Genomic DNA, 12,653 nt, shown 5'->3' with positions numbered 1-12,653 from the left:
CGATGCCCGCATGACATTCGCGAAAGGCCCCTTCGACACCGCCGACTGGAACGCCCGGCCCGCCTTCGACGACCGTGACGGCGTCGCACTCTCCCGGGTCACGCTGAGCAAGACCTTCCACGGCGACCTGACCGCCACCTCGGTGGTGCACATGCTCATGGTGACCACCGAGGTCGAGCCGTCGCGCGGGTACGTGGCGGTCGAGCGCGTCGCGGGGACGCTGCACGGCCGTACGGGCTCGTTCGTCGTCCAGCACCACGCGGTCAGCGGCGACGGGCAGCAGGCGCTGCGCGTCACGGTCGTCCCCGACTCCGGCACCGGCGGGCTGCGCGGCATCCGGGGCGAGATGGACGTCGCCGTCGCCCCGGACGGTTCCCACTCCTACGTCCTCGACTACCGCCTGCCGGAGTGACGCCTCACTCGCTCGGCCGCATCCAGTCGAAGCTCCGCTCCACCGCCCGGCACCAGTTGTCGTACTCGGCCGCCCGGCGCTCCGGCTCCATGACGGGCAGCCACTGGGCGGCGCGGTGCCAGTTGCGGCGCAGCCCCTCCAGGTCCGGCCAGTAGCCGACGGCCAGCCCGGCGGCGTACGCGGCGCCGAGCGACACGGTCTCGGCCACCATGGGGCGCACCACCGGCACGCCCAGCACGTCGGCGATGTACTGCATGAGCAGGTTGTCGGCGGTCATGCCGCCGTCCACCTTCAACGTGCGCAGGGCCAGCCCGGAGTCGGCGTTCATCGCGTCGACGACCTCGCGGGTCTGCCAGGCGGTCGCCTCCAGCACCGCGCGGGCGAGGTGACCCTTGGTGATGTACGAGGTCAGGCCGACGATCACGCCCCGGGCCTCGCTGCGCCAGTGCGGGGCGAACAGCCCGGCGAACGCGGGGACGATGTAGCAGCCGCCGTTGTCGTCCACGGTCTTGGCCAGCGTCTCGATCTCCGCGGCGCTGTTGATCAGGCCGAGCCCGTCGCGGAACCACTGCACCAGGGCGCCGGTCACGGCGATCGGCCCCTCCAGGGCGTACACGGCCGGTTCGGCGCCGACCTGGTAGCCGACGGTGGTGAGCAGCCCGTGGGACGAGCGGACCGGCTCGTTGCCGGTGTTGAGCATCAGGAAGCTGCCGGTGCCGTAGGTGCACTTGGCCTCGCCCGGCGCGAAGCAGGTCTGGCCGAACAGCGCCGCCTGCTGGTCGCCGAGCGCGGCGCCGATGCGCACGCCGGGCAGGACCCGGCTGGCCACGCCGTACGTCTCGGTGGACGGGCGGATCTGCGGCAGCATCGCGCGCGGCACGCCGAAGAAGTCCAGCAGGTCGGCGTCCCACTCCAGGGTGGCCAGGTCCATCAGCAGCGTGCGGCTGGCGTTGGTGACGTCGGTCAGGTGCAGGCCGCCGTCGGGCCCGCCGGTGAGGTTCCAGATCAGCCAGCTCTCCATGGTGCCGAACAGCACCTCGCCGCGTTCGGCCCGTTCACGCAGGCCCGGCGTCGCGTCGAACAGCCACCGGATGCGCGGCGCCGAGAAGTAGGTGGCGAGCGGCAGGCCGCAGCGTTTTTGCACCATGGCCGCCTCGGGCCGGGCCGCCAGCTCGTCGACCAGGGCGTTGGTCCTGGTGTCCTGCCAGACGACGGCCCGCCGGAGCGGCAGGCCGGTCCGGCGGTCCCACAGCAGGGTGGTCTCGCGCTGGTTGGCGATGCCGATCGCCGCGATCTCCTCCAGGCCGACGCCTGCCTGCCGGAGCGCCTCGGGGGCGATGCGTTCCAGGTTGCGCCAGATCTCCATGGCGTCGTGCTCGACCCAGCCGGGCCGCGGGAAGTGCTGGCGGTGCTCGCGCTGCGTCACCGAAACCAGGCGTCCCCGCTGGTCGAAGACGATGCACCGCGTCGACGTCGTCCCTTGGTCGATGGACATCACATAGCGCATGACCATGTCGTTCACCTCGGTAGGTGTGGAAGTGACTGGCTACCAGCGGGACGCACCGAGGTCCCGGGACACCGCGCGCGCGGCGTCGCGCACGAACGTCACCAGGGTGGTGTTGGGCTGGCCTTTGGCATCGCAGATCCGTTCGACGGCGCCGGAGATCCCCATGGCCCCGACCACCAGGCCGCCGTGACCGCGGATGGGCGCGGCGATGGCCGCCTCGCCCACGGTCATCTCCTCCACCTGGGCGGCCCAGCCCACCTCGCGGATCGCGGCGAGGGCGCGGGACAGCGCCTTGGGCTCGACGACGGTCCGGCGGGTGAACGCGTCGAGCGGACCGGCGCCGAGCGCGGCGCTCGCGCCCGAGTCGAAGGCGAGCAGCACCTTGCCCAGGGCGGTGGCGTGCATCGGGAGCAGGGAGCCGACGTCGAGCGTCTGCAACGAGTCGTCGGGACGGAAGACGTGGTGCACCACGAGGACCTGGCCGTCGAGGACGGTGCCGATCTTCACGGATTCGCAGCTCCGGGCCGCCAGCGCGTCCGCCCAGTTGATCGCCCGGGAGCGGAGCTCGTTGACGTCCAGGTAGCTCGTGCCGAGGTGGAGCAGGGCGGCCCCGAGCTGGTACTTGCCCGTCGTGTCGTCCTGTTCCACGAAACCGACCAGTTGCAGGGTGCGCAGCAGGCCGTGGGCCGTGCCGCGCGGCAGACCGAGCGAGGTGGCGATCTCTCCCACGCCGAGCCTGCCGGAGCTGCGGGCGAGGAGACGCAGGATCGCCGCTCCTCGCTGGATGGACTGAACGGGACCTGGCACGGTCCAGAGCGTAGCCCGCTGCCGGGCGTTGTTCGACATTGTCGGCAGAGCGAGCCCGAAAATCTACGCACACTTCGACAAGCGGCGCGACGGTGGGCGGGGTCATAGCCCATAGACGATAAACCGGCATGTCATAGCTGACTAGTGTTCGACATTGTCGGCACCTTGTCGTTGACCCGCCCGATTTCCTCACCTAACTTCCAGTCAACTGTGAGGCACCCCAGCGCCTCACCGGACTTCCCGCCTGCGACGACGCCAGTTCCGGCGCGGTGGCGCGGCGGGGGAGGAGGAAAGCATGGCGGAACGGCTGAAAGCCCGAGGACTGCTCGGGGAGATGGCCGCCGAGTTCGCGGGCACCATGATCCTGATCCTGTTCGGGGTCGGCGTGGTGGCGCAGGTCGCGGCGGCCGGCATCGGAGATCACGACAGTATCGCGTGGGCGTGGGGTCTCGGCGTGACCCTCGGCGTCTACGTCGCCGCCCGGATCAGCGGCGCGCACCTCAACCCCGCCGTCACCATCGCGCTGGCGGCGTTCAAGGGCTTCTCCTGGCGCAAGGTGGCCCCCTACGTGCTGGCGCAGACCGTGGGGGCGTTCGTCGCCGCGCTGCTCGTCCGCTTCAACTACGCCGAGGTGCTGACCAAGGCCGACCCCGGCCTCACCATCAAGACCCAGGGCGTCTTCTCGACGCTGCCGGGCAACGGCACCCTGCCGGTCGGCACCTGGGGCGCCTTCGGCGACCAGATCATCGGCACCGCGATCCTGCTGTTCCTCATCCTCGCGATCACGGACATGCGCAACAACGCGCCGCTCGCCAACCTCGCTCCCTTCATCATCGGCCTGCTCGTGGTGGCGATCGGCATGGCCTGGGGCACCAACGCCGGCTACGCCATCAACCCCGCCCGCGACTTCGGCCCCCGGCTGGCGTCGTTCCTCACCGGGTACGAGACGGCCTGGCAAGATCAGTACGGCCAGCTCTACTTCTGGGTGCCCATCGTGGCCCCCATCATCGGCGGCCTGATCGGCGCCGCCCTCTACCAGCTTCTCGTGGGTCGCTTCCTGCCCGTGGACGACGACACCGAGCCGGGCCGGGTGCCGGAGAAGACCTCGTACGAGACCGTCTGACCATTCCACCCCCTTCTGAGGAGGCACGATTCCATGCCGGACTTCGTCGGAGCCGTCGACCAGGGCACCACGAGCACCCGCTTCATGATCTTCGATCACGGTGGCAACGAGATCGCCCGCCACCAGCTCGAACACGAGCAGATCCTGCCCCAGGCCGGCTGGGTGGAGCACAACCCGACCGAGATCTGGGAGCGCACCCGGGCGGTCATCGAGACCACGCTGAACAAGGCGAGCCTGCGGGCCTCCGACCTGGCCGCGCTGGGTATCACCAACCAGCGCGAGACCACGGTGGTGTGGGACCGGCGGACCGGCCGGCCGTACTACAACGCCATCGTCTGGCAGGACACCCGCACCGACCGGATCGCCTCCGCCCTCGACCGCGAGGGCAAGGGCGACGTCATCCGCCGCAAGGCGGGCCTGCCCCCGGCGACGTACTTCTCCGGCGGTAAGATCCAGTGGATCCTGGAGAACGTCGACGGGGTCCGCGAGGCGGCCGAGGCCGGCGACGCGATCTTCGGGACCACCGACACGTGGCTGCTGTGGCACCTGACCGGCGGCGTCGACGGCGGTCTGCACGTCACCGACCCCACCAACGCCAGCCGCACCATGCTGATGGACCTGGAGACGCTCGACTGGGACGACGAACTCCTGTCGTTCTTCGGCATCCCGCGGCAGATGCTGCCGATGATCGTGCCCTCCTCGCACGCGGAGGCGTACGGGCGCACCCGGGCCGGCGGCCCGGTGGGCGGTGAGGTCACGCTCGGGGGCGTCCTCGGCGACCAGCAGGCCGCCACCGTCGGCCAGGTGTGCTTCGACGTCGGCACGGCCAAGAACACCTACGGCACCGGCAACTTCCTGCTGCTCAACACCGGCACCACCCCGGTGCGCTCCCAGCACGGCCTGCTCACCACGGTCTGCTACCAGCTCGGCGACCAGGCGCCGGTGTACGCCCTGGAGGGCTCGATCGCGGTGACCGGCTCGGCCGTGCAGTGGCTGCGCGACCAGCTCGGCATCATCTCCGGGGCGGCCCAGAGCGAGTCGCTGGCCCGGCAGGTGGACGACAACGGCGGCGTGTTCTTCGTGCCCGCCTTCTCCGGGCTGTTCGCCCCGTACTGGCGCTCCGACGCCCGCGGCGCGATCGTCGGGCTGTCGCGCTACAACAACAACGCGCACATCGCCCGGGCCACCCTGGAGTCGATCTGCTACCAGAGCCGCGACGTGGTCGAGGCGATGCGCCAGGACTCCGGGGTCGCCCTCGACGTGCTCCGGGTGGACGGCGGCGTCACCGCCAACGACCTGTGCATGCAGATCCAGGCCGACGTCCTCGGCGTGCCCGTCTCCAAGCCCGTGGTCGCCGAGACCACCGCGCTGGGCGCGGCCTACGCGGCCGGGCTCGCGGTCGGCTTCTGGAAGTCCTGCGAGGAGCTCAAGCACAACTGGCAGGAGGACCGCCGCTGGGAGCCCCGGTGGTCGCAGGACCAGCGCGACACGGCCTACGCCACCTGGAAGAAGGCCGTCACCCGCACCCTCGACTGGGTCGACGTCGGCTGAGCCGGGCGACGCCCGGGGGTACGGGCGCGTACCCCCGGGCCGTTCTTCCTTTTTTCGCGAAATAAGGAGCACTACTGTGACATCTGTACCGCTGGGACCGGCGTACCGCGCGGAAGCGCTGCGGCGGATGGACGAGAGCGAGTTCGACGTGCTGGTCGTCGGCGGCGGTGTCGTCGGCGCCGGAGTGGCGCTCGACGCGGTGTCGCGCGGCCTCTCGGTCGCCATGGTCGAGGCGCAGGACTGGGCGGCCGGCACCTCCAGCCGGTCCAGCAAGCTCATCCACGGCGGCCTGAGATACCTCGAACAACTCGACTTCCGGCTGGTCAGGGAGGCACTCCGGGAACGTGACCTGCTGCTGACCAGGCTCGCCCCGCACCTCGTGCGCCCGGTGCCGTTCCTGTTCCCGCTGCGCCACCGGCTCTGGGAGCGGGTCTACGTCGGCGCCGGCATCGCCCTGTACGACCTGCTCGACGGCGCGCGCACCCTGCCCCGGCACCGCCACCTGAGCAGGCGCCGGGCGCTCGCCGCCGCGCCGTCCCTCAACGCGCAGGGTCTCGTCGGCGCCGTCCAGTACCACGACGCCCAGGTGGACGACGCGCGCTTCGCGATGACGCTGGCCCGCACCGCCGCCCAGTACGGCGCCGCCGTCGCGACCAGGGCACGGGTGACCGGGCTGGTCCGCGACGACGGCCGGGTCACCGGCGCGCGGGTGCGCGACCTGCAGAGCGACGCGGAGATCGTGGTGCGGGCCCGCCAGGTGATCAACGCCACCGGGGTGTGGACCGACGAGACCGGCGAGCTGGCGTCCGCCCAGGGCGGCCTGCGCGTCCGCGCCTCCAAGGGCGTGCACATCACCGTCCCGCGCGACCGCATCACCCTGCACACCGGCCTCATCCTGCGCACCGAGAAGAGCGTGCTGTTCACCATCCCGTGGGGCCGGCACTGGATCATCGGCACCACCGACACCGACTGGAGCCTCGACAAGGTCCACCCGGTGGCCAGCCGCGCCGACATCGACTACCTGCTCGACCGCGTCAACCAGGTGCTGGACACCCCGCTCAGCCATGACGACATCGACGGCGTCTACACCGGCCTGCGGCCGCTGCTCGCCGGGGACGCCTCCGACACCGCCAAGCTGTCCCGGGAGCACACCGTCGCCCGGCCCGCGCCGGGGCTCGTGGTCATCGCGGGCGGCAAGTACACCACCTACCGGGTGATGGCCAGGGACGCCGTCGACGTGGCCGCGCGCGACCTGGGCACCGCCGTGCCCCCGTCCGTCACCCACCGGCTGCCGCTGCTCGGCGCGGAGGGCTACGAGGCGCTGCGCAACGCGCGCACCCGGCTGGCCGCCCGCGCCGGGCTGGACGTGGCCCGCGTCGAACGCCTGCTCACCCGGTACGGCTCGGCCGTCGTGGACGTCCTCGGCCTGATCGAGGCGGACCCCGCGCTGGGCGAGCCGCTCACCGGCGCGGCCGACTACCTCAAGGCGGAGGTGGTGTACGCCGTGTCGCACGAGGGGGCGCTGCGGCTGGAGGACGTGCTGGTCCGCCGTACCCGCATCTCGATCGAGGAGCGCGACCGTGGCGTCTGCGCCGCGGGCGAGGTGGCGACGCTGGTCGCCCCGGTCCTGGGCTGGGACGAGGAGGACGTGCGGCGCGAGACCGAGCGTTACCGGGCCATGGTGCAGGCCGAGATGTCGGCCGAGCTGCAGCCCGACGACGTGTCGGCCGACGCGGAGCGGGCGCGGATCTGGGAGCCGTTCGACCCGCACGCCGGTTCCCGCGCGGTCGCCTGACGCGCACGCCGGCTTCGGCGCGGTCGCCTGACCCGGTCAGCCGGGGGCCCCGCCGCCGAAGGTGCGGCGGTAGGCCGAGGGGGAGATCCGCATCGCGCGGGTGAAGTGGTGCCGGAAGGTCACCGGGCTCTCGAACCCGACCGCCAGCCCCACCTCCTCCACCGGCACGGTCGTGGCCTCCAGCATCGGCAGGCTGGCCGCCACCCGCTGCGCGATCACCCAGCGCAGCGGGCTGGTGCCGGTCCGCCGCCTGAAGTGGCGCAGGAACGACCGCTCCGACATGTGCGCCGCGGCAGCCATGCCGGCCACGCTGATCGGCTCGGCCAGGTGGTCCAGCGCCCAGTCCATCGCCCTGGCCACCGCGTCGCCGTCGGCCACCGGCCGGACGGCGGCCTCGATGAACTGCGCCTGCCCGCCCTCCCGGTGCGGCGCGATGACCAGGCGGCGGGCGACCGCGTTCGCCACCGTCGGGCCGTGGTCCCGGCGCACCAGGTGGAGGAGCAGGTCGAGCCCGGCGGCGCTGCCCGCGCTGGTCAGCACGTCGCCGGTGTCCACGTACAGGACGGAGGGGTTGACCCGGACCTCGGGATGGCGCCGCTGGAGCAGGTCGGTGTACTTCCAGTGGGTGGTGGCCTCGCGGCCGTCGAGCAGCCCGGCCGCCGCCAGCGCGAACGCCCCCGAGCAGACCGACACCATCCGGGCGCCCCGCCCGTGCGCCAGCCGCAGCGCCGCCACCAGGTCGCCGGAGACGGCGGCGCGCACGTCCGGGACGCCGGGCACGATGACCGTGTCGGCCGTGGCCAGCACGTCGAGCCCGTGGGCGGCCTGCACGGTGAACCCGCCCACCGCCCGCATCGGCTCGCGCGTCTCGGCGCACACCCTCAGGTCGTACCAGGGCACCCCGAGCTCGGGACGCGGCAGGCCGAAGATCTCCACGACGCAGCCCAGCTCGAACGGAGCCATCCCGTCGAAGGCGAGCACGGCCACGGTGGGGAGGCGCGCGGGCGGAGCTACGGCACGGGGCATGGCCGCATGGTAGCCAGGCGACGGCGGCCGGCGCGCCCCCGGACCCGCACCCGTGCCGCAAGCGCGCCCCTCCGGTGGCATCCTGGACCCATGACCGACATTCTGCCGCTGATGACGCGCGCCGCTGACCGTACCGCCCACCTCATCGAGACGACGAGTGAGGAGCGGTTCGCGCTGCCCACGCCGTGCGCCGAGTACGACGTGAGGGCCCTGATCGCGCACCTGGAGTGGGTCGCCACACTCTTCGAGCAGATGGCGGAGGGCGGGCCGATGCCCGAGCAGGGCCCGTACTCGGGCGACTTCCGGCCGCGGGCCGAGCGCATGCTGGCCGCCTGGGAGCGCCCGGAGGCGTGGGAGGGCGTCAGCTCCGGCATGGGGCTGCCGATGACCGTGCTCGCCCGCATGTGCCTGGGCGACCTGATCGTGCACGGCTGGGACCTCGCGGTGGCGACCGGGCGGCCGTACCAGGTGGACGAGGAGGAGGCGGCGCGGCTGCTGGAGTTCGCCGAGGAGATGGGGCCGACGGGCCGGAAGATGGGCGCCTTCGGCGACGAGGTCGCGGTGCCCGCGGACGCGCCGCCGCTGGAGCGGGCGCTCGGCCTGCTGGGCCGCGACCCGTCCTGGCGCCCCTGACCCTTCCTCGTGCCGGGGCCGTCCCGGGCGCCGGTCACCATGGACCGCAGGTCGCCGGCCGGACACGGCCGATCACGGCCGATCACATGGTGATCGCGGTTTGTGCTCGCTTGCGTCACTGCCCCGGCCTTCGGGCGACGGGAACCGTCGTACGGCGTGGAGGTGGTAAGCAGTGAAATTCCGCCCTTTGGTAGCCAGTGTCGGACTTATCGGATTACTCGCGCTTGCGGCGTGCGGCGGCGGTCCCGGCGGCTCGCCCCACCACGCGGCCGAGCGCGCCCCGGCCGGTCAGCACGCGCAGCCCACCACGTCCGCCCTGCCGGACGACCAGGACACCACCAGCGCCCAGATCTCCACGTTCGCCCTCGACGTGGACACCGCCTCGTACGACTACGCCCGCCGCGCCCTGAAGGAAGGCCGCCGGCCCGAGCCGGGCCGGATCCGGCCGGAGGAGTTCGTCAACGCCTTCAGGCAGGACTACGCCGAGCCCCAGGGCGACGGTTTCACCGTGCACCTCGACGGCGCGCGGCTGCCGTCGGGCGACGAGGCCGTGCTGCGGGTGGGACTGCGCACCCGCGGCTCCGACGCCGCGGCCCGCCGCCCCGCGAACCTCACCTTCGTCGTCGACGTGTCCGGCTCCATGTCCGAGACGGGCCGGCTCGACCTCGTCCAGCAGGCCCTGCACACCCTGCTCGACCAACTCGCGCCCGGGGACCAGGTGTCGATCGTGTCGTTCAGCGACCAGGCCCGCCTGATCGCCTCGATGACGCCGCTCACCGCCCGCAGCGAACTGCACGCCGCCGTCGACCGGCTCGCCGTCGAAGGCGGCACCAACCTTGAGGCAGGAGTGGTGACCGGCTACCGGGAGGCCGCCCGGGCGTTCCGGCCCGCCGCCACCAACCGCGTCGTCCTGCTGTCCGACGGCCTGGCCAACCAGGGCCAGACGGCCTGGCAGGGCATCCTCGACCGGGTCAAGGAGCACGCGGGCCGGCAGGTCACGCTGCTCACCGTCGGCGTCGGCAGGGAGTACGGCGACGAGCTGATGGAGCGGCTGGCCGACAACGGCGACGGCGCGGCCGTGTACGTCAGCACCAGGGAGGAGGCCGAGAAGGTCTTCGTCTCCCAGTTGCCCGCCACCCTCGACGTGCGGGCCCGCGACGCCAAGGCGCAGGTGGTGTTCAACCCGTCCGTCGTGGCCGGGCACCGGCTCGTCGGCTACGACAACCGGGCCCTGACCACCGAGGAGTTCCGCGACGACGACCGTGATGGTGGCGAGATCGGTCCCGGCCACGCCGTCACCGCCCTCTACTCGGTACGGCTCAGGCCCGGCGCCACCGGCCAGCTCGCCCAGGCCGCCGTCCGCTGGCAGCACCCCGACACCAGGGCGCCCGCCGAGGAGAGCCGGTCCATCGACACCGGGGAGCTGACGGCGGCGGTGTGGGAGGCGCCGCTGCGCCTGCAGGTGGACGTGGTCGCCGCCGCCTTCGCCGGCCACATGCGGGACCGGCAGGCGTTCGGCCTCGACCTGCCGGCGTTGAGCGCGCAGGCCAGGCGGCTCGCCGGTGCCGCCGAGGACCCGATGGTCACCGAGCTCGCCGACCTCATCGACAGAGCCCGCTCGGTGCCGCGCTGATCCGCCGTCCCGTCCGGCCCGTCCCGGCCGTCCCGGCCCGTCCCGGCCGTCCCGGCCCGTCCCGCCCCGGGCCGGCCGGGACGGCCGGCCCGGAGCTCGCGTGTGCGTGAGCGGCCGAGGATTCCGATACACTGGTGCACGCGGCAAGGGGCTATGGCGCAGTTGGTAGCGCGCCTCCATGGCATGGAGGAGGTCTGGGGTTCGAATCCCCATAGCTCCACCCTCACCGGATCCCGTCCTGACACAGGGCGGGATCTCGTCGTTTCGGCCCGCGCCGTCCACCGGCCGCCTCCGGGCGGCCGCTCCCCGGGAGGAAACGATGACGGAGACTCTGCCCGGCTGGCTGTCCGCCATCCCGGGCGAGCAGCCGCAGCCGGTGGCGTTCGCGACGGTCAGCGGGGCGCATCTCTACGGCTTCCCGTCCGCCGACTCCGACGTCGACCTGCGGGGCGTGCACGTGCTGCCGCCCGACCTGGTGGCGGGGTTGCGCACCGGACCGGAGACCCTGGAGCGGACGTGGACCCGCGACGGTGTCGAGGTCGACCTCGTCACGCACGATCTGGCCAAGTTCTGCCGGCTGCTGCTGCGGCGCAACGGCTACGTGCTGGAACAGCTCCTGTCGCCGCTGGTCGTGACGTCGTCGCCGGTGCACGAGGAGCTGGTCGCGCTGGCGCCCGGCTGCCTGACCCGCCACCACGCCCGGCACTACCTGGGGTTCGCCCGGACCCAGTGGCGGCTGCACGGCCGGACGGGCGAGCTGAAACCGCTGCTCTACACCTTCCGTGTGCTGGCCACGGGGCTCCACCTGATGCGCACCGGCGCACTGGAGGCCGATCTGACCCGGCTGTACGCCTACGGCCCGCCCTACCTGCCGGACCTGGTGGCCGCCAAGCGGGAGGCGGAGCACGGCGCGGCGCCGCCCGTGCCCACCGCCGGCGACGACGTGGCTCGGATGACGGCCGGGCTGGAGGCCGCGTGCGAGGCGTCCGCGCTGCCGGAGGCGGCGGCCACGACCGCGCACGACGCCCTGCACGACCTCGTGGTGCGGACGCGGCTCGGCTGACGGGCGGCGACCGCCGCCCGCGGCACTACAGCACGCCGTCCAGGCTCTGCTGGTAGAAGGCGAGGTCGCTCTCCAGCCGCTCCCGGGTGAAACGTTCCGGCTCCTGCTCGCGCGTGGACGTGCCGAGGGGCGTCCAGAACGCCGGGAGCGGCAGCTCGTCGGCGTCCTCGGGGAGGAACTTGAGTGCCTCGGCCGCCGCGTCGCGGGCCAGCCGCCAGCCGTCGGCGGCGCCCGACGCCGACAGCAGGTCGTCCTCCAGGGCCTGGCGGGCGTAGGCGGCGCCGGTCAGCACCCATTCGCCGGCGTCCACCAGGGTCGAGACGCCGGAGCCGAAGGTCGAGCCGTCACGCCGGGCCGCGACCTCGCCGGCCCGGGGGACGCGCAGTTCGATGTGGTGCTCGCCGCGGTCGAACACCAACGTCCAGAACTCGCGGCCCTCCGTGACCGTCGTCCACGCCCGAGGGTCGGGGGCGCCGCCGGGCCCGCTCTCCGCGACGGCGAGACTGATGTGGAGGTACGCCTCGGCGAGGGTCCGGGCCTCACGCATGGTCGTCCATGCCGGGGACGTGGGCGGCGGCCAGGTCGCGATAGGTGTCGCGGACGACGAGCAGGCGGTCCAGCGCGAACCTGCCCGGCTGCGCGGCGCGCACGCCACGGCCCTGCGCGGACCAGAACGCGTGGTCGGGCACCTCGTCCTCGCCCGGCGGCACGAACTTGACGACCTCCTCGACGGCGGCCGTGGCGATGGTGAGCGCCTGCCGGGCGGCGGCCGGGTCGTCGGCGGGGACGTTGCCCGCCGTCAGGTCGGCCACCCAGAGCCACTCGCCCGCGTCGAGGAGCTGGGACGGCTCGCTGCCGCCGAACGTCGGGAACTCCCCGGTCAGCGTTTCGCGCTCCGGCAGGCCGAAGAGGAACTCGCGCTGTCTGCCGCAGTCGGCGCAACTGCCGGAATAGCGCGAGACCAGCTCGCCGCCTGACTGGGCGAGCGTCGTCTCCCAGGTGGTCTCGACCGAACCGCAGGTGCACGGGTGCAGATCGAGGTAGAGGTGTGCCTCGTCCCGCGTGCGGGCCACCGCGAACGGCATCATGCCTCCCTTGCTGTC

12 protein-coding genes and 1 tRNA gene are annotated in these 12,653 nt (G+C 72.8%); 8 read left to right on the top strand and 5 right to left on the bottom strand.

Annotated features, from left to right (window positions below):
* The first annotated feature begins 10 nt into the window (after positions 1-10).
* Positions 11-412 carry a DUF3224 domain-containing protein gene (locus ACGF0J_RS26720; RefSeq protein ID WP_393149837.1) on the top strand — a complete coding sequence of 134 codons (402 nt, stop codon included), beginning with the start codon at positions 11-13 and terminating at the stop codon, positions 410-412.
* A gap of 4 nt (positions 413-416) precedes the next feature.
* On the opposite strand, the gene glpK (ACGF0J_RS26715) is transcribed toward ACGF0J_RS26720, so the two are convergent.
* Positions 417-1,925, bottom strand: coding sequence for a glycerol kinase GlpK (gene glpK, locus ACGF0J_RS26715; RefSeq protein ID WP_393149835.1), 1,509 nt, complete (start codon positions 1,923-1,925; stop codon positions 417-419).
* A gap of 33 nt (positions 1,926-1,958) precedes the next feature.
* The gene (locus ACGF0J_RS26710; RefSeq protein ID WP_393149833.1) at positions 1,959-2,726 is read right to left on the bottom strand and encodes an IclR family transcriptional regulator; all 768 of its coding nucleotides are present in this window, start codon (positions 2,724-2,726) and stop codon (positions 1,959-1,961) included.
* Positions 2,727-3,021: 295 nt separating this feature from the next.
* On the opposite strand from ACGF0J_RS26710, the gene ACGF0J_RS26705 reads away from it, so the two are divergent.
* The 3 genes from ACGF0J_RS26705 (at position 3,022) to ACGF0J_RS26695 (ending at position 7,195) form a co-directional block, all read left to right on the top strand.
* On the top strand, positions 3,022-3,849 hold the full coding sequence (locus ACGF0J_RS26705; protein ID WP_393149831.1) for an MIP/aquaporin family protein: 828 nt from the start codon (positions 3,022-3,024) through the stop codon (positions 3,847-3,849).
* Between the two features lie 33 nt (positions 3,850-3,882).
* Positions 3,883-5,400, top strand: coding sequence for a glycerol kinase GlpK (gene glpK, locus ACGF0J_RS26700; RefSeq protein WP_393149829.1), 1,518 nt, complete (start codon positions 3,883-3,885; stop codon positions 5,398-5,400).
* A gap of 76 nt (positions 5,401-5,476) precedes the next feature.
* A complete protein-coding gene (locus ACGF0J_RS26695; protein WP_393149827.1) occupies positions 5,477-7,195 on the top strand; it encodes a glycerol-3-phosphate dehydrogenase/oxidase in 1,719 nt (572 codons plus the stop codon).
* Positions 7,196-7,231: 36 nt separating this feature from the next.
* On the opposite strand, the gene ACGF0J_RS26690 is transcribed toward ACGF0J_RS26695, so the two are convergent.
* Positions 7,232-8,221: a helix-turn-helix domain-containing protein gene (locus ACGF0J_RS26690; protein WP_393149825.1), complete on the bottom strand. Its 990-nt coding sequence runs from the start codon at positions 8,219-8,221 to the stop codon at positions 7,232-7,234.
* Between the two features lie 90 nt (positions 8,222-8,311).
* Here ACGF0J_RS26690 and ACGF0J_RS26685 point away from each other — a divergent pair, with 90 nt between their 5' ends.
* The 4 genes from ACGF0J_RS26685 to ACGF0J_RS26670 all read left to right on the top strand — a co-directional run bounded on the left by ACGF0J_RS26685 (position 8,312) and on the right by ACGF0J_RS26670 (position 11,550).
* The gene (locus ACGF0J_RS26685) at positions 8,312-8,854 is read left to right on the top strand and encodes a TIGR03086 family metal-binding protein (RefSeq protein ID WP_393149823.1); all 543 of its coding nucleotides are present in this window, start codon (positions 8,312-8,314) and stop codon (positions 8,852-8,854) included.
* A 187-nt stretch (positions 8,855-9,041) separates the two neighbouring features.
* Positions 9,042-10,487 (top strand): von Willebrand factor type A domain-containing protein, encoded by a 1,446-nt coding sequence (locus ACGF0J_RS26680; protein WP_393149821.1) that lies wholly within the window; start codon positions 9,042-9,044, stop codon positions 10,485-10,487.
* A 147-nt stretch (positions 10,488-10,634) separates the two neighbouring features.
* A tRNA-Ala gene (locus tag ACGF0J_RS26675) sits at positions 10,635-10,707 on the top strand.
* Positions 10,708-10,806: 99 nt separating this feature from the next.
* Entirely contained in the window at positions 10,807-11,550 is a 744-nt protein-coding gene (locus ACGF0J_RS26670; RefSeq protein ID WP_393149819.1) for a DNA polymerase beta superfamily protein, read from the top strand.
* A 25-nt stretch (positions 11,551-11,575) separates the two neighbouring features.
* On the opposite strand, the gene ACGF0J_RS26665 is transcribed toward ACGF0J_RS26670, so the two are convergent.
* A complete protein-coding gene (locus tag ACGF0J_RS26665) occupies positions 11,576-12,097 on the bottom strand; it encodes a hypothetical protein (RefSeq protein WP_393149817.1) in 522 nt (173 codons plus the stop codon).
* On the bottom strand, positions 12,090-12,638 hold the full coding sequence (locus ACGF0J_RS26660; protein WP_393149815.1) for a hypothetical protein: 549 nt from the start codon (positions 12,636-12,638) through the stop codon (positions 12,090-12,092). Before ACGF0J_RS26660 ends, ACGF0J_RS26665 begins: the two co-directional genes overlap by 8 nt.
* Positions 12,639-12,653 lie beyond the last annotated feature (15 nt).

Source organism: Nonomuraea sp. NPDC047897 (assembly GCF_043204415.1).
Taxonomy (GTDB): domain Bacteria; phylum Actinomycetota; class Actinomycetes; order Streptosporangiales; family Streptosporangiaceae; genus Nonomuraea.
The sequence above is the reverse complement of the archived record's forward strand: the minus strand, read 5'-3'. Positions and strand labels throughout refer to the sequence as shown.

Excerpts from the sequence above, each read along its gene's own strand:
- glpK (WP_393149835.1), bottom strand. The coding sequence starts at position 1,925 with ATGGTCATGCGCTATGTGATGTCCATCGACCAAGGGACGACGTCGACG.
- ACGF0J_RS26670 (WP_393149819.1), top strand. The coding sequence starts at position 10,807 with ATGACGGAGACTCTGCCCGGCTGGCTGTCCGCCATCCCGGGCGAGCAG.
- ACGF0J_RS26685 (WP_393149823.1), top strand. The coding sequence starts at position 8,312 with ATGACCGACATTCTGCCGCTGATGACGCGCGCCGCTGACCGTACCGCC.
- ACGF0J_RS26665 (WP_393149817.1), bottom strand. The coding sequence starts at position 12,097 with ATGCGTGAGGCCCGGACCCTCGCCGAGGCGTACCTCCACATCAGTCTC.
- glpK (WP_393149829.1), top strand. The coding sequence starts at position 3,883 with ATGCCGGACTTCGTCGGAGCCGTCGACCAGGGCACCACGAGCACCCGC.
- ACGF0J_RS26690 (WP_393149825.1), bottom strand. The coding sequence starts at position 8,221 with ATGCCCCGTGCCGTAGCTCCGCCCGCGCGCCTCCCCACCGTGGCCGTG.
- ACGF0J_RS26660 (WP_393149815.1), bottom strand. The coding sequence starts at position 12,638 with ATGATGCCGTTCGCGGTGGCCCGCACGCGGGACGAGGCACACCTCTAC.
- ACGF0J_RS26705 (WP_393149831.1), top strand. The coding sequence starts at position 3,022 with ATGGCGGAACGGCTGAAAGCCCGAGGACTGCTCGGGGAGATGGCCGCC.
- ACGF0J_RS26720 (WP_393149837.1), top strand. The coding sequence starts at position 11 with ATGACATTCGCGAAAGGCCCCTTCGACACCGCCGACTGGAACGCCCGG.